The organism is Kitasatospora sp. NPDC054795 (genome assembly GCF_053611565.1).
Genome location: NZ_JBSHAP010000156.1, coordinates 1 through 20,681, shown reverse-complemented (window position 1 = coordinate 20,681; position 20,681 = coordinate 1). Strand labels below are relative to the sequence as shown.

Below are 20,681 nucleotides of genomic sequence, written 5' to 3'. Positions count from 1 at the left end.
GGCCTGACCCTGCGTCTTCCGAGACCTTCCCCTCCCCTGCCGGCCGCCGCGTCCGCGTGGTCTACGAGCCCGGGGCCGCGCCGCCGGCTCAGCGCAGTGCGGCCGTCGCCCCGCGCAGCAGGCCCGCCACGATGCCGACCCCGTCGCGGGTGAGCACCGACTCCGGGTGGAACTGGAGCCCCGCGAAGCCGGGCCCGCGCAGCGCGTGCACGTCGCCGGTGACGGCGTCCCGGGCGACCTCGACGCCCTCGGTGGCGAGCCGCGCCGCGTCGGCGTCCGAGCAGCGCGCGGTGAAGGTGTTGTAGAAGCCGACCGTCTGCTTGCCGCCGAACAGGTCGATCCGCTCCTGCGCCCCCTGGTAGGGGACGGCCTTGCGGCCCAGTGCGAGCCCGAGTTCGGCGGCCAGCAGCTGGTGGCTCAGGCAGACCGCGAGCAGCGGCGAGGTGCGGGCGCCGGAGCGGACCGCGGCCAGCGCGTCCGCGACGATCGGCCGCAGCAGCATCATCTTGGGGTCGTCCGCGAGCGCCGGGTCGCCCGGGCCGGGGCCGAGCACCAGTGCGCCCCGGTGCGCCGCGACGCGCCCGCGCAGCCCCGGCTCGTCGTACCGGGCCACCGTCACCCGGTGGCCGAGCGAGCCGAGCAGGTGGGAGAGCATCGAGGTGAAGGTGTCCTCGCCGTCCACGACCAGGGTCGGCTCGGTCTCGGTGATCTCGGCGGGCTGCTGCATCCGCAGCCAGAACGGCGCGAGGTCGGCCCGGCGGGAGTCCAGTGCGGCCTGCACCCGGTGGTCGTCGGCGAGCCGGGACCCGACCGGGTGGGGCAGCCGGGCGGGCGTGGGCCGGGCGCCGATCGCGGTGAGCACCCCGGCGGCCTTGGCGTGGGTCTCGGCGACCTCGGACTCCGGGACGGAGTGGCGCACCAGGGTGGCGCCGACCCGGACGACCAGCTGGCCGGTGGCCGGGTCGATGTCGGCGGTGCGGATGCAGATCGGCGAGTCCAGCAGCTGCCCGCCGCTGGCGGAACGGCCGATCAGGGCGAGCGCGCCGGAGTAGTAGCCGCGCCCGCTGGGCTCGTAGCGCTTGATCACGCGGGTGGCGTTCTCGACCGGGCTGCCCGTGACGGTCGCGGCGAACATCGTCTCGCGGAGCACCTCGCGGACGTCCAGCGAGGTGCGCCCGCGCAGCTCGTACTCGGTGTGGGCGAGGTGGGCCATCTCCTTGAGCCGGGGCCCGAGCACCTGGCCGCCGAGGTCGCCGACCGTGCACATCATCTTGAGCTCCTCGTCCACGACCATGGTGAGCTCCTCCAGCTCCTTGGGGTCGTGCAGGAACTGGAGCAGCGAGTCGAGGTCGGAGCCGCCGGCCGGGTAGCGGTAGGTGCCGGAGATCGGGTTCATCACGACGGTGCCGCCGCTCTGCCGGACGTGCACCTCGGGGGAGGCGCCGACCAGCACCCGGTCGCCGGTGTGCACCAGGAAGGTCCAGTACGCGCCGCGCTCCTGCTCCAGCAGCCGGCGGAAGAGCGTCAGCGCTAGCTCCGGCGAGAAGTCTTCCAGCGTCGCGTGGAAGTCGCGCCGGATCACGAAGTTGGCGCCCTCGCCGTTGCCGATCTCGTCCCGGATGACCCTGCGGACGATCGACGCGTACGAATCGTCGTCCACATCGAACCCGCCACCGGCAAGTGAGACCGGCAATTTCGGTAGGGCATAGGTGAATTCGGCCAACGGCAGGGTGTGCTGCTCGGTCACCGAGAGGGCCTGCAGGGGGGTGTCGTCGTCGTGCGCCTCGAAGCCGCGCTCGCGGATCTGGCGGTACGGGACGAGCGCGAGCAGATCGTGCACCGGGCCGCCGCCGGCCGGCGGGCCGCTGCGCACGGGCAGGTCGGCGAGGTGCTCGTAGCGGTCGACGGTGCCCAGCAGCACCTCGACGGTGTCCGGGCTGAGCCGGGGGGTGCGGCGGTGCAGCAGGGCGAACGCGGGGGCGTCCGGGCCGGTGAGGCGGGTGAGCAGGTCGACGGCGGTGGTCACGGGAACGGCTTCCTTCCGGGTGGGCTGGTGAGAGGCGGTGCAAGGTCCGCTCCCGGAGGGCCGTCTGCGCAGACGCCGACGGCCGCCCCGAGGGGCGGCCGTCGTGTTCGTCTAGGAACGCGTCGTTCGTGGGCCACCCTTGGGGGAGGCCCACCACCAGGAGTGGGTGTGGGGCGCGTGCATGGTTCGACCCTAGCGGATGCGCCGGGGCGGGTGAGGGCCGTCACGTCTTTGTCCGAGATATGTCTCATCCCTCGGGCAATAGTCACGAGTCACTCCTGTCACCCCGTAGCCTTGGCGATGTGACCGCTACGACTGAGACTTCGAGGGCTGCCCATTCCTGGCAGTCCCTGCCCGCGGCGCAGCAGCCTGAATGGCCGGACCAAGAGGCTCTGCGCAAGACCCTTGCCGAGCTCGCCTCCTATCCGCCGCTCGTCTTCGCCGGCGAGTGCGACCAGCTGCGCGCCCGGCTCGGGGCCGTGGCGCGCGGGGAGGCCTTCCTCCTCCAGGGTGGTGACTGTGCCGAGGCCTTCGACGGCGTCTCGGCGGAGCACATCCGCAACAAGCTGAAGACGCTGCTCCAGATGGCCGCCGTGCTGACGTACGCCGCCTCGGTGCCGGTGGTGAAGGTCGGCCGCATCGCCGGCCAGTACTCCAAGCCGCGCTCCAAGTCGACCGAGACCCGCGACGGCGTGACCCTGCCGGTCTACCGCGGCGACTCGGTGAACGGCTTCGAGTTCACCCCCGAGTCCCGCATCCCGAACCCGGAGCGCCTGAAGCGGATGTACAACGCGTCCGCCGCGACGCTCAACCTGGTGCGCGCGTTCACCACCGGTGGTTACGCGGACCTGCGCCAGGTGCACGCCTGGAACCAGGACTTCGTCCGCAACTCGCCGGCCGGCCAGCGCTACGAGCAGCTCGCCCGGGAGATCGACAACGCCCTGGCGTTCATGAGCGCCTGCGGCGTGGTGCCGGAGGAGTTCAAGGCGGTCGAGTTCTTCTCCTCGCACGAGGCGCTGGTTCTCGACTACGAGACCGCGCTGACCCGCGTGGACTCGCGCACCGGCGAGCTGTACGACGTCTCCGGCCACATGGTGTGGATCGGCGAGCGCACCCGGCAGCTGGACCACGCGCACATCGAGTTCGCCTCCAAGATCCGCAACCCGATCGGCGTCAAGCTCGGCCCGACCACCTCGGTGGACGACGCGCTCGCCCTGATCGAGAAGCTGGACCCGGAGCGTGAGCCCGGCCGCCTGACCTTCATCACCCGGATGGGCGCGGGCAAGATCCGCGAGCACCTGCCCACCCTGGTGGAGAAGGTCACCGCCTCCGGCGCCAAGCCGGTGTGGATCTGCGACCCGATGCACGGCAACACCTTCGAGGCCTCCAGCGGGCACAAGACCCGCCGCTTCGACGACGTCCTGGACGAGGTCAAGGGCTTCTTCGAGGTGCACCGCGCGCTCGGCACCCACCCGGGCGGCATCCACGTGGAGCTGACCGGCGACGACGTCACCGAGTGCGTCGGCGGCGGCGACGAGGTCCTGGTGGACGACCTGCACCAGCGCTACGAGACGGCCTGCGACCCGCGCCTCAACCGCAGCCAGTCGCTGGACCTGGCGTTCCTGGTGGCGGAGATGTACCGGGGCCAGTAGGCCCGGTGTCCGCCGGATGTGACGAAGGCCCCTCCGGATTCGGTGTTCCCGAGCCCGGAGGGGCTTTTTCGTACCCGTTTGCCCGGGTAAGGTAAGCCTCAGTGAACTAAGGCGAACCTTAGTCAAGATCCATTCCGCTCCACCCCGGGAGAGACCGCGATGTACGTGTGCATGTGCCATGCGGTCACCGAGGACCAGGTGAAGAAGGCGATCGACGGCGGCGCCGGCACCCCGCGCCAGATAGCGAAGGGCTGCCGGGCCGGCACCGACTGCGGGTCCTGCGTGCGCCGCATCCAGGCGCTGCTCGGCGAGCACGGCGCCCGCCCCTGCCCGACCGCCCGGCTGGCCGCGAAGCTCGGCCTCGCGGACCCGGAGGCCCCGGCCGCCCCGGCGCCCGCCCCGAAGGCCGCTCCGGTGGTCCCACTGCGGGCGGCCTGAACGGCCCGGGCCGTCCGAGCCGCCCGGAAGGACCGCCTCAGGACTCCGGCTGCTCGATGACCTGAGCGAGGTAGAGCGCCTCGCCGAGCTTGTCCAGCAGCTCCAGCTGGGTGTCGAGGTAGTCGATGTGGTGCTCCTCGTCGGCCAGGATGTCCTCGAAGATGTTCGCCGAGGTGACGTCGTTCTTGGCCCGCATCACCACGATCCCGCGCTTGAGCCGGTCGATCGCCTCGACCTCGACCTGGCGGTCCGCCTCGAACATCTCCTTGACCGTCTGGCCGATCCGGACGTGGAACAGCCGCTGGTAGTTGGGCAGCCCCTCCAGGAACAGGATCCGGTCGGTGAGCGTCTCGGCGTGCTTCATCTCGTCGAAGGACTCGTGCCGGGTGTACTTGGCGAGCTTCGTCCAGCCGAAGTTCTCCTGCATCTTGGCATGCAGGAAGTACTGGTTGATCGCGGTCAGCTCGGCGGTGAGCTGCTCGTTGAGGAACTCGATGACCTCGGGATCGCCCTGCATGGTGATGCCTCCTGCGTGAGTCCTGTCCTGCGTCCTGTGCTGGGTCCTGCGCTGCGCATCCTGGCACCGCTTCGGGAGGAAATTCCAGTAAGTTCACACTCACTAGGAGATGTGGCGGAATATCCGATTCATGACGGAACGTGCTGGTGGGGGCCCGATCGTTGCTCCGTACAGGCCGGGGCGCGAATCCGCACAAAGGGGCGCGCGCCGAGGCTCGTCCGCCGTCTGTCACCATGGATCCATGGGTCAGTCGAAACACGAACCGCTTCCGCCGTCTGACCCGAGGCTCCCTCCGGGCCAGCGCGCGCAGCGCGGCTGGCCCGCCCTGCACTACGGGCCGGTGCCCCGCTTCAAGCCCCTGACCTGGGACCTCCAGGTGTTCGGCGCCACCGCCTCGGCGGAGAAGCACAGCTGGGACTTCGAGGCCTTCTGCGCCCTCCCGCGCACCACCGTCGTCGGGGACATGCACTGCGTGACCAAGTTCTCGGTGCTCGGCAACGAATGGACGGGCGTGTCGGCCGCCGCCGTGCTCGACCTGGTGCCCCCGGCACCGGGCGTCACCCACGTCATGGTCTGGGCCGAGTACGGCTACAGCGCCAACCTGCGGCTGGCCGACTTCGCCGACCCCCGAACCCTGCTCGCCACCCACCGCAACGGCGAGGCGCTCACCGCCGAGCACGGCTTCCCGGTGCGGCTGGTGGTACCGCGGCTGTACGCCTGGAAGGGCCCCAAGTGGGTGCGCGCGGTGGAGTACATGCGGGCCGACCGGCGCGGCTTCTGGGAGGAGCGCGGCTACCACAACCTCGCCGACCCCTGGCGCGAGCAGCGCTACTCCTACCAGGAGGAGCCCGGCGACGGGCCGCTGCGCTGAACCCCTCGCGGCGGCCGAGCGGGTCGGACCCGCCCTAGAACAGCGAGAACTTGACCGTCACCACGCTGCGCTGCGGGCGCCGCTCGCCCGCCGCCGGGCTCTGGCCGGAGGAGGTGACCGCGCCGAACACGTCCCAGCCGCTGGTCTGCATGGTGAAGCCCGCCGCCTGGAGCGCCTTCTGCGCCTCGTCCTTGCCCATCCCGGTGACGTTCGGGACCGGCACCATGCCCTTGCTGACCACCAGCGAGACCGCGGAGTTCTCCTGCAGCAGCTGCCCGGCCGCCGGCGAGCTGCTGATCACCGAGCCCTCGGGCACGGTGTCGTCGTAGGTCTCGGTCACGCCGCCCCTGGTCAGCTGGGCGCCGGCCAGGGCCGAGGCGGCGTCGGCGGAGCTCTTGCCGGTGAGGTCCGGCACCGCGATCCGCTTGGGGCCCCTGGAGACGGTGACGGTGACGCTGTCGCTCTTGCGGGTGCGCGCCCCCACCCCGGGATCCACGGAGATCACCTGCCCGGACGGCACGGACTCGCTGAACACCTCGACGAACCTGCCGTGCAGGCCCTCCTTGTCCAGGACCCGCTGCGCCTCGGCCCGGTCCTTGCCGAGCACGCCCGGCACTGCGCCGTACAGCCCCTCGGAGATCCCGTAGGTGGCGCCGCCGATCGCCAGGACCAGGGCGGCCACCGCGGCCGTCCAGATCAGCGGACCGCGCGGGAGACGGCGGCGCGGCGCGGCCGGCCGGCGCCGCTGCACCGGAGTCGGCTCGTCGTACGGGCGGGGCTCGGCGAGCAGCTCGTCCATCAGCTCCGGCGGCATGTCCAGCACGCTGGTGCGCTCGGTCGGCGGGGCGTCGGCGGGCCGCGGCAGCGGCTGGACCACCGAGGTCGGCTCGGTGGTCGGGTAGCGCGGGCCGGGCCGGGTGGAGGTCGGCGGCTCGGCGTCCAGCTCGGCCGGGGTGAGGGTGCGGCGCACCCGCTGGAGGGCGGCGAGCAGCTCGACCGCGTCGTACGGGCGGGCGTCGGCGGAGCGGGCGCAGGCGCCGGCCACTATCGCGTCCAGTTCGGGGCCGACAGCGGGGGCGACCAGCGAGGGGGCCGGGACGTCCTCGTGCAGGTGCTTGTACATGACCTGGACGGGATTGTCGCCGGTGTGCGGGCGGCGGCCGGTGAGCATCTCGTACAGCAGGATGCCGGCCGCGTAGACGTCCACCCGCTGGTCGGTCGGGGCGTCCGGGAGGATCTGCTCGGGGGCCAGGTAGGAGACGGTGCCCATGACCGTGCCGCCGGTGGCGGTGGTGGTCGAGGTGGGCGCGCCGTCGGCGGTGCCGAGCACCCGGACCAGGCCGAAGTCGGCGACCTTGACCAGGCCGCCGTCGGTGATCAGCACGTTCTCGGGCTTGACGTCGCGGTGGACCAGCCCGGCCCGGTGGGCGGCGCCGAGCGCGGCCAGCACCGGCTCCAGCACGTCCAGAGCGGCCCGGACGGACAGCGCGCCGCGGTCGCGCAGCAGGTCGCGCAGGGTGCGGCCGGGCACGTACTCCATGGCGAGGAAGACGTGACCGCCGTCCGCGCCCTGGTCGAAGACGGTGACCACGTTGGGGTGGGTGAGCTTGGCGACGGCCTTGGCCTCGCGGATGAAGCGGGCGGTGAAACCCTCGTCGCCGGCCAGCGAAGGGTGCATCACCTTGAGTGCGACCACGCGGTCCAGACGGGTGTCGGTGCCCTTGTAGACGGTGGACATCCCGCCGGTCGCGACGCGCTGCTCGACCCGGTACCGGTTGTCGAGCAGGGCGCCGATCAAGGGGTCGTGCAGTGCCATGTCCACTCGGAGAGTCTAGAGCCGCCCGGGACGGCCGGTCCCGGAGGACACCGCCTCCGGGACCGGCTTGTGACATGCGCGACGGTTCAGAACGCGGGGCGCTCGCGGGCGTCCAGGTCGGCCCGGCCGGCCATCGCGGAGGAGGCCTCGGCGTGGAAGCGGCGCGGGATCCGGCCGGCCCGGTGGGCGAGCCGGCCCGCCTCGGCGGCGTGCCGCATCGCCTCGGCCATCAGCACCGGGTCCTGAGCCCTGGTCACCGCGGAGGCGAGCATCACCGCGGCGCAGCCCAGTTCCATCGCCAGCGCCACGTCGGAGGCGGTGCCGGCGCCCGCGTCCAGGATCACCGGGACGCCCGCACCCTCCACGATCAGCTGGAAGTTGTGCGGGTTGCGGATGCCCAGGCCCGAACCGATCGGCGAGCCCAGCGGCATGATGGCCGCGCAGCCGACGTCCTCCAGCTTGCGGGCCAGCACCGGGTCGTCGTTGGTGTACGGCAGGACGGTGAAGCCGTCGTCGACCAGCGTCTCGGCGGCGTCCAGCAGCTCGATCGGGTCGGGCAGCAGGGTGCGCTCGTCGGCGATCACCTCCAGCTTGACCCAGTCGGTGCCGAGCGCCTCCCGGGCCAGCCGGGCGGTCAGCACGGCCTCGCCGGCGGTGAAGCAGCCGGCCGTGTTGGGCAGCACCCGGATGCCGTTGCGGGTCAGCACGTCGAGCACGGAGCCCTGGGTGGTGGCGTCGACCCGGCGCATGGCGACGGTGGTCAGCTCGGTGCCGGAGGCGAGCAGCGCGCGCTCCAGGACCTCCAGGCTGGGGGCACCCCCGGTGCCCATGATCAGCCGGGAGGAGAAGGCCGTCCCGGCGATGGTCAGAAGGTCGTCGGCCATGGTTCAGCCTCCCTGCACGGCGGTGAGGATCTCGATCCGGTCGCCGCCGGCCAGCGCCGTCCCGGGCCACGAACCGCGGGGCACCACGGCCTCGTTGAGCGCGGCGGCGACACCGGTGTTGGCGGCGCTGACGGCGGCCACCACCTCGGCGAGGGTGGTCGTGGCGGACACCCGGCGGGGCTCGCCGTTGACGGTCAGGGCGATCTCGTTCGGGGTGATCTCGTTCGGGGCGATCTCGGTCATGCGGAGGCCTTCGCAGCGGGGGGTTCGGGGGAGAAGCGCAGGGGCGTGAACGGCCTTGCCGTTTCGGGGACCTCACCGGTGGCCAGGTACTCGGAGACCAGGTCGGCGGTCACCGGGGTGAGCAGCACGCCGTTGCGGTAGTGGCCGGTGGCGGCGACCAGCCCGGGCAGTGACGTCGGGCCGAGCAGCGGGGCGTTGTCCGGCGATCCGGGGCGCAGCCCGGCGGAGGTCTCCAGCAGCGGGAGTTCGGTGATTCCCGGGACCAACTCGTGGGCGTCGCGCAGGAGTTCGTACACCCCGCCGGCGGTGACGGTGGTGTCGTAGCCCTGCTCCTCGGTGGTCGCGCCGACCACCAGCTCGCCGTTCTCCCGGGGCACCAGGTACAGGTGCCGGCCGCGGACGACGGCGCGGACGTTGCGGGACAGGAACGGGCGGTAGGCGTCCGGGACGTGCAGCCGCAGCACCTGCCCCTTCACCGGGCGGATCGCGGGCAGCACACCGTCGGGCAGGCCGGGCAGCCGGTGGCTGTGCGGGCCGGCGGCGAGGACGACCTGCCCGGCGCCCACCCGTTCCCCGGTCGAGAGCCGGGCACCGGTCGCGCGGCCGTCCTCGACCAGCAGCTCGACGGCCTCGGCGCGGTGCAGCAGGACGTTCGCGTTCTCGCAGGCGGCGGCCAGGGCGGTGAGCAGGCGCCGGGGGTCCACCTGGTGGTCGTCCGCGACGTGCAGGCCGCCGCGCACGCCGGGGGCGAGCATCGGCTCCAGCCTGCGGGCCTCCCGGCCGGTCAGCCAGGTCGAGTCCAGACCGAGCCGCTGGTGGAAGGCGTGCAGCTCGCGCAGTTCCTCGCGGTCGTCGGAGTCCAGCGCCACGGCGACGGTGCCGCAGCGGCGGTAGCCGGTGTCCCGGCCGCCGCTCGCCTCGGAGAGCTCGGCGGCGAAGGCCGCGTACCGCTCGTTCGAGGCCATCCCGAGGCGGAGCAGCGGCTCCTCGCCGTACTGCAGCTCGGTGACCGGGGCGAGCATCCCGGCCGCGACCCCGGCGGCCCCGCCGCCGGGGGAGGGGTCGACCACGATCACGTTCCGCAGCCCGCGCTGCGCGGCGCGCCAGGCGACGGCGAGGCCGATGACGCCCCCGCCGATCACCAGCACGTCGGCGTGGGCGCCTGATGGCAAGCGTGACAAAGCTGCTCTTCTCCCTTCGCCGGTATGACCCGGATCAGGTTCGGACGGTCGCAGGCCGTGCCAGCCCGCCTCTCAGCCCGGTGCGCCGGGCTCCCGTGTGGTGCCCCCACCTTAACGCCGGGGGTCGGCCCGGCCGAAGGCCCGTACAGCGGGCGGACGGCCCGCAGGCCGCCGCGTCGCGCTGAGTACAGTGACGGGCGTGGCAGAGCTGAGCGGAACGGATCAGGTGGTCGTCGTCGGAGCCGGGCTGGCCGGGGCGCAGTGCGCCCTCAAACTGCGGCAGGGCGGCCGGCAGGGGCCGATCGTGCTGGTCGGCGAGGAGCCGCACGCGCCGTACGACCGGCCGCCGCTCTCCAAGGACGTGCTGCTCGGCAAGGCCGACTCCACCGCCCTGGACATCGACTACGGGCAGCTCGGCATCGAGCTGCTCACCGGCCGCCGGGCCACCGGCCTGACCCCCGGCGTGCTGCACACCGACGGCGGCGACCTCCCGTACGGCTCGCTGGTGATCGCCACCGGCGCCGTCCCGCGGGCCCTGCCCGGCGCCGAGCGCGCGCACCTGCTGCACACCCTGGACGACGCCCTGGCGCTGCGCGCGCTGCTGCGCCCCGGGCTGCGGCTGGTGCTGGTCGGCGCGGGCTGGATCGGCGCCGAGGTGTCCACCGCGGCCCGCGCGGCGGGCTGCGAGGTGACCGTGGTCGAGGCCGGCCCGGCGCCGCTGCCCGGCGCGCTGCCGACCGAGGTCGGCTCGGCGATGGCCGCCTGGTACGCCGGGGCCGGGGTCGACCTGCGCTGCGGGGTCGGCGTGGCCGCCGTCGAGCCCGGCGCGGTGCTGCTGGCGGACGGCTCGCACCTGCCCGCCGACGAGGTGGTGGTCGGCATCGGGGCCCGCCCCGCGACCGGCTGGCTGGCCGGCTCCGGGGTCGAGCTGGACGCGGCCGGCGCCGTCGTGGTGGACGGGCGGCTGCGCACCTCGGTGCCCGGCGTGTTCGCGGCCGGCGACTGCGTCAGCTACCCCTCGGCCCGGGCCGGTGCCCGGCTGGCCGTCCAGCACTGGGACCACGCCCTGCAGTCCGGCGAGGCGGTGGCCGCAGCCGTCCTGGGCGCGGACGCGCCGGCCTACGACCCGGTGCCGTACTTCTGGTCCGAGCAGTTCGGCCGGATGGTCCAGTACGCCGGCCGGCACGCCGGGGGCGACGAGCTGCTGTGGCGCGGCTCCCCGCGGGACGGCGACTGGTCGGTGCTCTGGCTGCGCGACGGCGTGCCGAGCGCGCTGCTGGCCGTGGACCGGCCGCGCGACCTCACCCAGGGGCGGAGGCTGATCGAACGCGGTACGGCCCTCGATCCGGCCCGCGCGGGCGACCCGGAGGTGCCACTGAAGTCGGCCGTCGCGGGGTAGTGCCTGGTGCGCGGTGGGCCGCGGAGGTGGCAGTCTGGTGGCGTGAGTGAGATCGAAAGCAAGATTGAAGCCCTGGTCACCGACTGGATGTACCTGCCCGACATCTCGGAGCAGTGGGGGGTCCGGGTCACCGAGGTACGTGACCTGGTCAAGAACGGCGGCCTGATCGCCGTCCGGCGCGGGCCGAACAAGTCGCTGCAGGTCCCGGCGGCGTTCATCGACGGCCCGGGCCTGGTCAAGCACCTGTCCGGCACCCTGACCGTCCTGCGGGACTGCGGGTACAACGACGTGGAGATCCTGGAGTGGCTCTTCACCGAGGACCCGTCGCTGCCCGGCAGCCCGATCCAGGCGCTGCGGGAGAACCGCGGCACCGAGGTGAAGCGCCGCGCCCAGGCGATGCTGATCTGATGGCGGCGGACACGCTGCGTACCCGGCTGGCCGACGCCCGGCTCTACCTGTGCACCGACGCCCGCCGGGAGCAGGGCGACCTCGCCGAGTTCCTAGACGCGGCGCTGGCGGGCGGGGTGGACGTCGTCCAGCTGCGGGACAAGGGCCTGGAGGCCAAGCAGGAGCTGGAGGCCCTGGAGGTCTTCGCCGACGCCTGCCGCCGGCACGGCAAGCTGCTGGCCGTCAACGACCGCGCCGATGTCGCCCACGCGGCCCGGCCGGACGTGCTGCACCTCGGCCAGGACGACCTGCCGGTGCAGGCCGCCCGGGCGATCCTCGGCGAGGACGTGCTGATCGGCCGTTCCTGCCACGCCGAGTCCGAGGTGGACGCGGCGATCGCCGAACCCGGTACGGACTACTTCTGCACCGGCCCGGTCTGGCCGACCCCGACCAAGCCGGGCCGCCCGGCCCCGGGCCTCGGCCTGGTCTCGTACGCGGCGAAGCAGGACACCGACCGGCCGTGGTTCGCGATCGGCGGGATCGACCTCGGCAATCTGGACGAGGTGCTGGCCGCCGGTGCCCGCAGGATCGTCGTGGTGCGGGCCGTCACCGCCGCGGCGGATCCGCGGGCGGCCGCCGCCGAGCTGTCCCGCCGGGTGCGCGCCGCGCTCTGACCGGCCCGGGCCAGCGGGATCCGGGGCCCGCAGGCGCCCAGGCCCCGGGGCCGTCGCCGTCCGTCAGTACTTGCGGACGGTGGCGGCCTCGGCCAGGGCCAGCAGCACCGTACGGGCCCGGTCGTCGGCGAGCGGAGCGGCCTCCAGCGCGGCCAGCGACTGCCGCATCAGCTCCTCGATCCGGTGCTCCACCAGCTCGGGCGCGCCGCTGCGGGCGACCAGCGCGCGCAGCTCGGCGACCTCCGGGGCCGCCAGGTCCGGGGCGCCGAGCCGCTCGTCCAGGTGCCGGGCGTCGGCGGCCGGCAGGCCCCGCATCGCGTGCGCGACCAGCAGGGTGCGCTTGCCCTCGCGCAGGTCGTCCCCGGCCGGCTTGCCGGTGACGGCCGGGTCCCCGAAGACACCGAGCAGGTCGTCGCGCAGCTGGAAGGCCTCGCCCAGCGGCAGCCCGAACGCCCCGTACGCCTCGACCAGTTCCGGCCCGGCACCGGCCAGCAGCGCACCCACCTGCAGCGGCCGTTCGATGGTGTACTTCGCGGACTTGTAGTGCAGCACCGTCCGCGCCCGGTCCAGCGCGCCCTCGTCGGTCGAGTCGCCGGCCACCGGCTCCAGGACGTCCAGGTACTGGCCGAGCATGACCTCGGTGCGCATCAGGTCGAACACCGGCTTGGCGGCGAGGACGGCGGCCGGCTCCAGGCCGGAGCGCAGGAACAGCTCGTCGCACCAGATCAGCAGCAGGTCGCCGAGCAGCACCGCGGCCGAGGTGCCGTACTGCTCGCGGTCGCCGCGCCAGCCGCTGTCCCGGTGCAGCGCCTCGAAGCGGCGGTGGACCGAGGGCAGGCCGCGGCGGGTGTCGCTGCGGTCCATCAGGTCGTCGTGCACCAGGGCGCTCGCCTGGAGCAGCTCCAGGGCGGCGGCCGCGTTGGCGATCGCCTCACCGGTGGCGCCCCCGGCCGGGCCGCCGGCACCGCGCCAGCCCCAGTAGCAGAAGGCCGGGCGCAGGCGCTTGCCGCCGTCCAGCAGGAAGTCGCGCAGCGCGTCGGCGGCGGGGGCCAGCCGGGGCGAGATCTTGTCGAGCAGCACGGACTGGCCGTCCATGAACGCGGCGAGCGCCGCGTTGACGCGGGTGCGGACGTCCTCCACGTCAATGGGGTTGGCCGCACTGGGGTTGGCCGGCCGGGTGCTGGACGAGGTCACGATGGGGCTCCGCTGGTTCTCTGGGGTGCAGCAAGCGTAACGGTGCGGCTGGGAACGGGTGTGCGAGCAGCCCCGCGGGGGGCTCGAAGGAGGCGCCGCGGAACGGGGCCGGGGCGAACCGGAACGTCTTCCATCTCTTGTCTCAATAGGTGGAATACGGTTGTCCGGCCCCTTCGAACGCCGGATAGCCTGCCAGCATGGCACTCGGTATCGCTTCCACGAGAACGGATCGCGCACTGACGGTGCGCGACCTCCTGGCGGCCGGAAAGCGCTCCTTCTCCTTCGAATTCATGCCGCCGCGCACCGAGGTCGGCGAGCAGAAACTCTGGGACGCCATCCGTCGGCTCGAACCGCTCGACCCGAACTTCGTCTGTATGACCTACGGCGCCGGCGGCTCCTCGCGCGAGCGCACCGTCAACATGGTCGGCCGGATCGCCACCGAGACCACCCTGACCCCGGTCGCCCACCTCACCGCGGTGGACCACTCGATCGCGGAGCTGCGCAACATCATCGGCCAGTACGCCGACCAGGGCGTGCGGAACGTCCTGGCGGTCCGGGGCGACCCGCCCGGCGACCCGATGGGCGAGTGGGTCAGCCACCCCGAGGGCGTCACCTACGCGTACGAGCTGGTGGAGCTGATCAAGGGCATCGGCGACTTCTGTGTCGGCGTCGCGGCCTCGCCGAACATGCACCCGCGCTCGACCGACTGGGACGAGGACATCCGGCACTTCGTGGCCAAGATCCGCTCCGGGGCCGACTACGCGATCACCCAGATGTTCTTCGAGGTGGACGACTACCTGCGGCTGCGCGACCGGGTCACGGCCGCCGGCTGCGAGACGCCGATCATCCCGGAGATCATGCCGGTCACCAACGCCAAGCAGCTGGAGCGCTTCCCCCAGCTCAGCGGCTCGGCCTTCCCCGCCGACCTGGAGGCCCGCCTGCGGGCGGCCATCGACGACCCGGCGGCGCTGCGGGCCATCGGCATGGAGCACGCCACGGCGATGGCCGAGCGCCTCCTCGCCGAGGGCGCGCCCGGTCTGCACTTCATCACGCTGAACCACTCGACGGCGACGCTGGAGATCTACCAGAACCTGGGGCTGCACCAGCGCTGACCGGCGGCCCGGGCCCGCGCCCGCGCAGCACCGGCGCCGGGTGTTCACGAGCCCGTCACCGCACCGACGGTGACGGGCTCGGTCGTGTGCGGCCGCCGTCCGGGGCGGCGGGAACGCGATGCGGTACCCCGGCCGTTGAACCGGTACAGTCGCCGCACACGCGCGGCGCACAAGCGCGGGTACGCGACTGGAGGTAGCGGGCGGATGGGCATCGGATACCTGCTGCTGTACACCGCGTTGGCGGTGGTGGCGCTCTGGTTGGTCGCCGAGGTGCTGCTGCAGAACCGGGCGCCGCTGCACTGGCGGGTCCTGGCCCTGGCAGGCTTCCTGGGCGTGGCCGCCGGGATGGTCCTCGGCTCGGTCGTGGTGATCGGGGCCGGCGCCGCGCTGTTCGCGGTCGGCCAGACCTTCGTCACCCTCGCGGTCAAGCGCGGCCACCAGGCCGGCTGGTCCCTGCGGAAGGCCGACGGCAGCCTGCCCGGCCCGCTCGCCAAGGTGCCGCTGCTGGGCGCCCTGACCGGCGGCGCCGCCGCGGTGGCGGCCGTCGCCGCCAGGAAGCGGGTCGGCGAGGTCAGCGCCGTCGAGGAGACCCGGGCCTTCGCGCCGGTCCCCGTCGAGGTGCCCGACGAGGTGCCCGAGGTCGAGCAGACCGCCGCCTTCGAGATGCAGGAACTCGCCCAGGACGGCGTCTACGCCCCCGGGTACTACGAGCAGCAGCAGCCGCAGGTCCAGCAGCAGCACCAGGACCCGTACGCCGCCGCCTACCAGTCCGGCTACGACCAGCAGCAGTGGCAGACCCAGCAGCAGCCCGCCTACGCCTACGACCAGCAGCAGTCCTACGGCGGCTACCCCCAGCAGCAGGACCCGTACAGCGGCTACCCGCAGCAGCAGGACCAGCAACAGGACCCGTACGCGGGCTACCAGCAGCCGCAGCACCAGCAGACCTGGGACCCGAACGCCCAGCCCCAGCAGCAGTGGCAGCCGCAGCCCGACCCGCAGGTCCAGGGCATCCCGCAGCAGCCGGCGTACGACCAGAACTACGGCTACCAGCAGCAGAACACCTGGCACCAGGGCTGACCAGGCAGGGGCCCGGAAGCCCGGCGCCGACCGGGCCGGGCCCTACGCCGGGCCGATCAGCCCCGCGGTGATGCAGGCCGACATACCGACGCGGGCGAGGCCCCCGCCGGGGTGGGCGTTGCCGCCGACCAGGTAGAGGCCCGGGACGGGCGACCCGTTGGCGGCGTGCAGCCCCGCGTACGAACCCGCGAGCACCGGGCGGGCGACCGAGCCGAACAACGCGCCGGTCTCCCGGCGGGTGTCCTCCGGGGTGCGCACGACCCGCCACAGCACCCGCTCGCGCAGTCCCAGGCCGGCCGCGTCGACGTGGGCGAGCAACTGGTCGGCGTAACGGTCGGCGACACCGGGGGCGGTCCAGTCGACGTCCTCCTCCTGGGCCGGGACGGTCGCGGTCAGCACCACGCTCTCGTGGGCGTCGTCGGGGCGCAGCGCCGGGTCGTCCGGGCGGAGCACCTGCACGGTGGGACGCTCGCACAGCGGCGCGGACAGGGTGAGGGCGTTCTCCTCGGCGGCCGGGTCCACCGCGTGGACCACCGTCCGGTGCGCGGTGCCCTCGGGCCGGGGCCCGCGCAGGGCGAGCAGCACGCTGAACCGGCCGGGCACCTCGAACGGCTCCCAGTCCTCGGCCGGCACCCCCGGCCACTCGGCGATGCCGTGGTGGAACAGCGCGCGGGTGTCCATCGCGGAGATCACCAGGTCCGCGTCGATCCGGCCGTCCGCCGTCCCGACCCCGCACGCCCGGCCGTTCTCCACGACCACCCGGGTGACCGGGGTGTCGAAGCGGAACTCGACCCCGCGCAGCTCGCAGCGCCGGTACACGGCGTCCGCGAGCGTGCGCAGCCCGCCCCGGACGTACCAGACGCCGAAGGACTGCTCCATGTACGGCAGCACGGCGGCCCCCGCCGGGGCCTGCCCGGGCAGGAGGCCGTACCGCAGCGCGGGCTCGCCCAGCAGGGCGGTCAGGCCGGGATGGCCGCCGAGCTGCCACCGCGCCACGTCGGCGAGGCTCCACGGCTGCGGGCGGCGCAGCCGGGCCAGGCCGGTGCGCGGCGGCACGGGGTACGGGTCGGTGTCCACCCGGGCCCGGCCGGCCGGGGACAGGACACCGAGGTCGGCCGGGAGCGCCTCCTCCAGGAGCGGGCGGCGGGTGGCCTCCCAGACCGTCCGGCCGTGGTTCATCACCTCGCTCCAGCGGGCGCCCGAGCCGGCGCCGAAGGCGGCGTCCAAGGCCTGGCTGACACCGCCGCGGGAGGCGTTGGGCAGGGTGACGGCGGTGCCGTCGGGGAACAGGTGCCGGCTCTCCGGGTCGACCGGGGCCAGCTCGACCAACTGCTCCAGCGGCTCCTTGCCGGTCTTCAGCGCGAGGTCGCGGTAGACGGCCGGGAGGGAGAGCAGGCCGGGGCCGGTGTCGAAGGCGAAGCCGTCGCGCTCGTACCGCCCGACCATGCCCCCGTACGTGCCGCCCGCCTCGCAGACTGTCACCCGGTGGCCGACGGTCGCCAGCCGGGAGGCCGCCGCGAGCCCGCTCATTCCTGCGCCGATGACGACGATCTTTGCCATGGCCCCGATCCTAGGGCGAGGTTTACGCCGCGCCCGCAGTGCCCGCCGCCCTGGCGGCCCTGCGTTCGCGGCGGCGGGCCCGGAAGGCGCGGATCTTCGTGATCGCCAGCCGGACCAGCAGCAGACCGGCGACCAGGACCGCGGCGGCGACCGAGGCGGCCAGCCAGGGGTGGAAGATCGCCAGCGTGACCAGGCCGGCCACCGAGAGGTCCTCGGCCATGCTGACCACGATGTTGCTGACCGGTTCCGGGGAGGTGTTGACGGCCATCCGCAGCGAGGACTTCACCAGGTGGCTGACCAGCGCCGAGGTGCCGCCCATCGCGCCGGCCGCGACCTCGCTGAGCGAACCGGGGGCGTTGCTCGCGATCAGCACGCCGACCGTGGCACCGGCGATCGGCCTGATCACCGTGTGCACGACGTCCCAGACGCTGTCCACGTACGGGATCTTGTCGGCCACGGCCTCCAGCGCGAACAGCACGCCCGCCACCACCAGCACGTCCGTGCGCTCCAGCGCCTGCGGCACCGAGTCCGCGTCACCGAACCTGCCCAGCAGGCCGAGCAGCAGCACCACCGCGTAGGCGTTGATGCCGCTGGCCAGCCCGCTGGTGAAGATCAGCGGCAGGACCGTCATCGCGTCCCCCTCCTCGTCATCGCGTCCGCTCCTCGTCCGGCGGGGCCGGTTCCGCCCGGCCCCGCCGTACCGTACCGGCACCCGGGACGCCGTGGACGCACGTCGCGGTTCCGGCGGACGGCGGGCCGGGACGGACTGAGTACGGATACTCAGATTCGCGGTTGAGTACGTCAGCGGATGGCCGACGACCTGCGCGGACGGGAGAGTGGTGGCACCCGGGAGGGCGGCGCGTCGGGCGCCCGGCCCGCCCGGGCGGCGGATCCGTCCGTCTCCCGGCCGCGCAGGCCGGGGGAGGCGGCGGACGGACCGCCACGGGGCTGGTCGTGGTCCCCGCACCGCCGACACGGGGCGGCGGAGCGGGCCGGGGGGAGACCGGCCGTGAGGGGGAGCTCGCCGCCGCCGGCCAGGGGGTGGACCGGCGGAGCGACGACACGGCGGCGGCGCGGAACCGGGGGAGGACCGCGCCTGCCGCCGCTACCCCGTTTTCCGGCCTCCCTGCGGTTTTTCCGGACTCCTTACGGCCCCTTCGCGCCGCAGGAGAGGCCTTCCGGGCCGGATTGTCAGTGGTGCCGTTCACGATGGGAAGGCACGGACCACCCGGTCCGCGCGCTGCCTCGGAACGGGGGAGACCATGACCATCAGTCGTCCTGAGCCCGTCACCGCCCGCCTCCACTCCGCCGCCCTGCCACAGCTCCCGGGTCCGTCCACCCGACGCCCCGCCGGAGCGGACGTCCACCCCGTGCTGCGCCGGACCGCCGCGCCGCCGGCCGCTCTCGACCTGCTCGCCGACGCCCACCGCACCCTCGTCCGGGCCCGCGCCCTGGAGGACCCGCTGGAGCGCTACGCCACCGCCCACCTGGCCGCGCTGCGCACGGTGGCGGCCGTCCTGGCGGTGCGCGGCCGCCCGGAGAAGAGTCCGCGCCGCCGCAAGGCCATCCGCAGCGCCTGGGAGGTGCTGCCCGAGGTGGCCCCGGAACTCGCCGAATGGGCGCTCTACTACGGCGCCGGCGCCCGCCGCCGGGCCGCCGCCGAGGCCGGGATCAGGGGCGCCGCCTCGGCCCGCGACGCCGACGACCTGATCCGCAACTCCGCCCTCTTCCTGCGCCTGGTCGAGCGGCTGCTCGGCCTGCACGCCGCGCCGCCCCCGCCCCGGCTGCCACTGGAGGCCGACGAGCCGCCGGTCTGACAGGGTCCCCGCCGGGCCGGTCCGACGAGGTCCCCGCCGGGCCGGTTTAAGGTGGAGGCATCCTGATCGAACTGCACGTGCCAAGGAGCCCCACCTTGTACCCGACGCGTCCCCGCAGTGCCCTGCGTACCGCCGTGGTGTGGGAGGTGGTCCGGGCAGCCCTGGAGAAGCGGGCGGCCGAGCTGGACCAGCCGGTGCTCGACGTGGTCGACACCGGCGGCGGCACCGGGAACTTCGCCGTGCCGGTCGCCAAGCTCGGCCACCGCGTCACCGTGGTCGACCCGAGCCCGGACGCCCTGTTCGCCCTGGAGCGCCGGGCCGCCGAGGCCGGTGTGACGGACCTGGTGCGGGCCGTCCAGGGCGACACCCAGACCCTGCCCGAGCTGGTCGCTCCCGGCAGCGTGGACGCGGTGCTCTGCCACGGCGTGCTGGAGGTCGTGGACGACCCGGCCGAGGCGCTCGGCAGCCTGGCCGGCGCCCTGCGCGCGGGCGGTGTGGTCAGCCTGCTGGCGGCCAACCGCAACGGCGCCGTGCTGGCCCGCGCGCTGGCCGGCCACTTCAACGAGGCCCGCACCGTGCTCTCCGCCACGGACGGCCGCTGGGGCGCGCAGGATCCGATGCCGCGCCGCTTCACCGGCGAGGAACTGGGCCGGCTGGCCGAGGCCGCCGGCCTGCGGGTGGAGTCGGTGCACGGCGTACGGGTCTTCGCCGACCTCGTCCCCGGGGTGCTGGTGGACGCCGAGCCGGGTGCCCTGGACGCGCTGCTGAAGCTGGAGGAGGCCGCCGCCGAGCAGCCCGCATTCCATGCCGTGGCGACCCAGCTGCACCTGCTGGCCACCCTGGCCTGAGGCGTTCCGTCCGGCACGCGCTCCTCTCAGGGCGCGTGCGCCCCTTCACGAACCCTGCCACCGTCGTACGGTTTTTTTGCACACCGTACGGCGGCGGTTCGCGCCCCGGAGGCCTGGCGGTTCCCCGCCCGTGGCCCGTCCGTGCGCCGGTCGGCCCCCGGTCGCTCCGCGCCGCCCGATGGCAAACCTGCCCAGGTCCGGGACGATTCCATCCGATCGGGCACTTGTCCGGGGCGTGGCGCGTTGACTCCGATGCGGCCGTCCCCGCTCGAAGTGGCCCGTCCCACGCGGTGCAGACCACTCCGTAACGGGCCCACGGACCGTATGATCTGGGTAAAGCCGGAAAGCATGACAGCCGGACGCGTGGGGCATATGGACGACACGGGCCGGGTCCCCCGCACGGGCGTCCGACCGTGTGCCCCAAGGCTGATTGGACTTGCCTCCCCGACCGGGGTGGGCGGACCGGTCGCATGCGCGACCGACGAGTAGGAGGACTCCGTGCCGCTCTCGGAGCACGAGCAGCGACTGCTCGACCAGATGGAGCGAGCGCTGTATGCCGAAGATCCCAAATTCGCGTCTGCGCTTGAGGGAACCGGGCTGCGCACCTACACCCGTCGGCGGGTCTACCTGGCCGTCGCCGGCTTCGTGGTGGGCATCGGCCTGCTGATGGGCGGCATGGTCGTGCCGGACCAGATCTGGGTCAGCGTCGTGGGCTTCCTGGTGATGCTCGGATGTGCGGTGTTCGCCGTGACCGGCTGGCGCCGGGGGCCCGCGGGCCAGGCCACCGGGGCCGGCCCGGCCGCCGCCCCGCGCCGCAAGGCCGGGATGATGGACCGGGTGGAGCAGCGCTGGCAGCGTCGTCGGGACGAGCAGACCGGGGGCTTCTGAGCCGCCCGGCCGGTGGCGGGCGAGGATTCCGCGTCCAGGTGCGCCTACTCGGTGATCCGTCGGGCCGCCGACCGCGGGGGGGTCTGTTATCCTCAAC

20 protein-coding genes and 1 riboswitch are annotated in these 20,681 nt (G+C 73.8%); of the genes, 11 read left to right on the top strand and 9 right to left on the bottom strand.

The features are described 5' to 3' along the window. Positions 1-88: 88 nt before the first annotated feature. Positions 89-2,026: an anthranilate synthase family protein gene (locus ACWGJO_RS36350; RefSeq protein WP_452189967.1), complete on the bottom strand. Its 1,938-nt coding sequence runs from the start codon at positions 2,024-2,026 to the stop codon at positions 89-91. Between the two features lie 242 nt (positions 2,027-2,268). Between ACWGJO_RS36350 and ACWGJO_RS36345 the strand changes: the two genes are divergently transcribed. Continuing rightward, positions 2,269-3,678 (top strand): class II 3-deoxy-7-phosphoheptulonate synthase, encoded by a 1,410-nt coding sequence (locus ACWGJO_RS36345; protein WP_452189966.1) that lies wholly within the window; start codon positions 2,269-2,271, stop codon positions 3,676-3,678. Positions 3,679-3,837: 159 nt separating this feature from the next. Next, positions 3,838-4,116 (top strand): (2Fe-2S)-binding protein, encoded by a 279-nt coding sequence (locus ACWGJO_RS36340; protein ID WP_452180507.1) that lies wholly within the window; start codon positions 3,838-3,840, stop codon positions 4,114-4,116. 37 nt (positions 4,117-4,153) lie between these two features. Here ACWGJO_RS36340 and bfr read toward each other — a convergent pair whose 3' ends face one another. Next, positions 4,154-4,633 carry a bacterioferritin gene (bfr, locus tag ACWGJO_RS36335; protein WP_452189965.1) on the bottom strand — a complete coding sequence of 160 codons (480 nt, stop codon included), beginning with the start codon at positions 4,631-4,633 and terminating at the stop codon, positions 4,154-4,156. A 241-nt stretch (positions 4,634-4,874) separates the two neighbouring features. Between bfr and ACWGJO_RS36330 the strand changes: the two genes are divergently transcribed. Continuing rightward, positions 4,875-5,504: a sulfite oxidase-like oxidoreductase gene (locus ACWGJO_RS36330; protein WP_359897107.1), complete on the top strand. Its 630-nt coding sequence runs from the start codon at positions 4,875-4,877 to the stop codon at positions 5,502-5,504. 34 nt (positions 5,505-5,538) lie between these two features. On the opposite strand, the gene pknB is transcribed toward ACWGJO_RS36330, so the two are convergent. From pknB to thiO, 4 genes are all read right to left on the bottom strand, one after another. Further along, entirely contained in the window at positions 5,539-7,320 is a 1,782-nt protein-coding gene (pknB, locus tag ACWGJO_RS36325) for a Stk1 family PASTA domain-containing Ser/Thr kinase (protein WP_452189968.1), read from the bottom strand. 86 nt (positions 7,321-7,406) lie between these two features. Continuing rightward, positions 7,407-8,204 carry a thiazole synthase gene (locus ACWGJO_RS36320; RefSeq protein ID WP_380551973.1) on the bottom strand — a complete coding sequence of 266 codons (798 nt, stop codon included), beginning with the start codon at positions 8,202-8,204 and terminating at the stop codon, positions 7,407-7,409. A gap of 3 nt (positions 8,205-8,207) precedes the next feature. After that, complete coding sequence (gene thiS, locus ACWGJO_RS36315) at positions 8,208-8,447, bottom strand: sulfur carrier protein ThiS (RefSeq protein ID WP_380551970.1); 240 nt, start codon at positions 8,445-8,447, stop codon at positions 8,208-8,210. Continuing rightward, positions 8,444-9,619, bottom strand: a complete 1,176-nt coding sequence (thiO, locus tag ACWGJO_RS36310) for a glycine oxidase ThiO (RefSeq protein WP_380551967.1) — start codon at positions 9,617-9,619, stop codon at positions 8,444-8,446. Before thiO ends, thiS begins: the two co-directional genes overlap by 4 nt. Positions 9,620-9,622: 3 nt before the next feature. Further along, positions 9,623-9,735: riboswitch (TPP riboswitch) on the bottom strand. Positions 9,736-9,818: 83 nt separating this feature from the next. On the opposite strand from thiO, the gene ACWGJO_RS36305 reads away from it, so the two are divergent. The 3 genes from ACWGJO_RS36305 to thiE are packed head-to-tail and all read left to right on the top strand — an operon-like array spanning position 9,819 to position 12,088. Beyond that, a complete protein-coding gene (locus ACWGJO_RS36305; protein ID WP_452189964.1) occupies positions 9,819-11,027 on the top strand; it encodes an NAD(P)/FAD-dependent oxidoreductase in 1,209 nt (402 codons plus the stop codon). A gap of 42 nt (positions 11,028-11,069) precedes the next feature. Further along, entirely contained in the window at positions 11,070-11,435 is a 366-nt protein-coding gene (locus ACWGJO_RS36300) for an Rv2175c family DNA-binding protein (RefSeq protein WP_189915099.1), read from the top strand. Next, positions 11,435-12,088 carry a thiamine phosphate synthase gene (gene thiE, locus ACWGJO_RS36295; protein WP_452189963.1) on the top strand — a complete coding sequence of 218 codons (654 nt, stop codon included), beginning with the start codon at positions 11,435-11,437 and terminating at the stop codon, positions 12,086-12,088. Before ACWGJO_RS36300 ends, thiE begins: the two co-directional genes overlap by 1 nt. 63 nt (positions 12,089-12,151) lie before the next feature. Here thiE and ACWGJO_RS36290 read toward each other — a convergent pair whose 3' ends face one another. Then, positions 12,152-13,282, bottom strand: coding sequence for a polyprenyl synthetase family protein (locus ACWGJO_RS36290; protein ID WP_359897116.1), 1,131 nt, complete (start codon positions 13,280-13,282; stop codon positions 12,152-12,154). 197 nt (positions 13,283-13,479) lie between these two features. Here ACWGJO_RS36290 and metF point away from each other — a divergent pair, with 197 nt between their 5' ends. Then, a complete protein-coding gene (gene metF, locus ACWGJO_RS36285; RefSeq protein WP_359897118.1) occupies positions 13,480-14,394 on the top strand; it encodes a methylenetetrahydrofolate reductase [NAD(P)H] in 915 nt (304 codons plus the stop codon). A gap of 204 nt (positions 14,395-14,598) precedes the next feature. Next, positions 14,599-15,471, top strand: coding sequence for a hypothetical protein (locus tag ACWGJO_RS36280; protein WP_452189962.1), 873 nt, complete (start codon positions 14,599-14,601; stop codon positions 15,469-15,471). A gap of 42 nt (positions 15,472-15,513) precedes the next feature. On the opposite strand, the gene ACWGJO_RS36275 is transcribed toward ACWGJO_RS36280, so the two are convergent. Next, positions 15,514-17,031, bottom strand: coding sequence for a phytoene desaturase family protein (locus ACWGJO_RS36275; protein ID WP_452189961.1), 1,518 nt, complete (start codon positions 17,029-17,031; stop codon positions 15,514-15,516). 22 nt (positions 17,032-17,053) lie between these two features. Further along, the gene (locus tag ACWGJO_RS36270; RefSeq protein ID WP_452189960.1) at positions 17,054-17,662 is read right to left on the bottom strand and encodes a DUF4126 domain-containing protein; all 609 of its coding nucleotides are present in this window, start codon (positions 17,660-17,662) and stop codon (positions 17,054-17,056) included. A 631-nt stretch (positions 17,663-18,293) separates the two neighbouring features. Between ACWGJO_RS36270 and ACWGJO_RS36265 the strand changes: the two genes are divergently transcribed. The 3 genes from ACWGJO_RS36265 (at position 18,294) to ACWGJO_RS36255 (ending at position 20,584) form a co-directional block, all read left to right on the top strand. Beyond that, complete coding sequence (locus ACWGJO_RS36265; RefSeq protein ID WP_452189959.1) at positions 18,294-18,848, top strand: SAV_6107 family HEPN domain-containing protein; 555 nt, start codon at positions 18,294-18,296, stop codon at positions 18,846-18,848. Between the two features lie 95 nt (positions 18,849-18,943). Further along, positions 18,944-19,696 (top strand): methyltransferase domain-containing protein, encoded by a 753-nt coding sequence (locus tag ACWGJO_RS36260; protein WP_452189958.1) that lies wholly within the window; start codon positions 18,944-18,946, stop codon positions 19,694-19,696. 498 nt (positions 19,697-20,194) lie between these two features. Next, complete coding sequence (locus tag ACWGJO_RS36255) at positions 20,195-20,584, top strand: DUF3040 domain-containing protein (protein WP_452189957.1); 390 nt, start codon at positions 20,195-20,197, stop codon at positions 20,582-20,584. The last annotated feature ends 97 nt before the right edge of the window (positions 20,585-20,681 follow it).

What these genes read in the sequence shown, in the direction of transcription:
- thiS (WP_380551970.1), bottom strand. Translation starts at nt 8,447, where the DNA reads ATGACCGAGATCGCCCCGAACGAGATCACCCCGAACGAGATCGCCCTG.
- metF (WP_359897118.1), top strand. Translation starts at nt 13,480, where the DNA reads ATGGCACTCGGTATCGCTTCCACGAGAACGGATCGCGCACTGACGGTG.
- ACWGJO_RS36265 (WP_452189959.1), top strand. Translation starts at nt 18,294, where the DNA reads ATGACCATCAGTCGTCCTGAGCCCGTCACCGCCCGCCTCCACTCCGCC.
- ACWGJO_RS36275 (WP_452189961.1), bottom strand. Translation starts at nt 17,031, where the DNA reads ATGGCAAAGATCGTCGTCATCGGCGCAGGAATGAGCGGGCTCGCGGCG.
- thiE (WP_452189963.1), top strand. Translation starts at nt 11,435, where the DNA reads ATGGCGGCGGACACGCTGCGTACCCGGCTGGCCGACGCCCGGCTCTAC.
- ACWGJO_RS36330 (WP_359897107.1), top strand. Translation starts at nt 4,875, where the DNA reads ATGGGTCAGTCGAAACACGAACCGCTTCCGCCGTCTGACCCGAGGCTC.
- ACWGJO_RS36280 (WP_452189962.1), top strand. Translation starts at nt 14,599, where the DNA reads ATGGGCATCGGATACCTGCTGCTGTACACCGCGTTGGCGGTGGTGGCG.
- ACWGJO_RS36345 (WP_452189966.1), top strand. Translation starts at nt 2,269, where the DNA reads ATGTCTCATCCCTCGGGCAATAGTCACGAGTCACTCCTGTCACCCCGT.
- bfr (WP_452189965.1), bottom strand. Translation starts at nt 4,633, where the DNA reads ATGCAGGGCGATCCCGAGGTCATCGAGTTCCTCAACGAGCAGCTCACC.
- ACWGJO_RS36320 (WP_380551973.1), bottom strand. Translation starts at nt 8,204, where the DNA reads ATGGCCGACGACCTTCTGACCATCGCCGGGACGGCCTTCTCCTCCCGG.
- ACWGJO_RS36270 (WP_452189960.1), bottom strand. Translation starts at nt 17,662, where the DNA reads ATGACGGTCCTGCCGCTGATCTTCACCAGCGGGCTGGCCAGCGGCATC.
- ACWGJO_RS36340 (WP_452180507.1), top strand. Translation starts at nt 3,838, where the DNA reads ATGTACGTGTGCATGTGCCATGCGGTCACCGAGGACCAGGTGAAGAAG.
- pknB (WP_452189968.1), bottom strand. Translation starts at nt 7,320, where the DNA reads ATGGCACTGCACGACCCCTTGATCGGCGCCCTGCTCGACAACCGGTAC.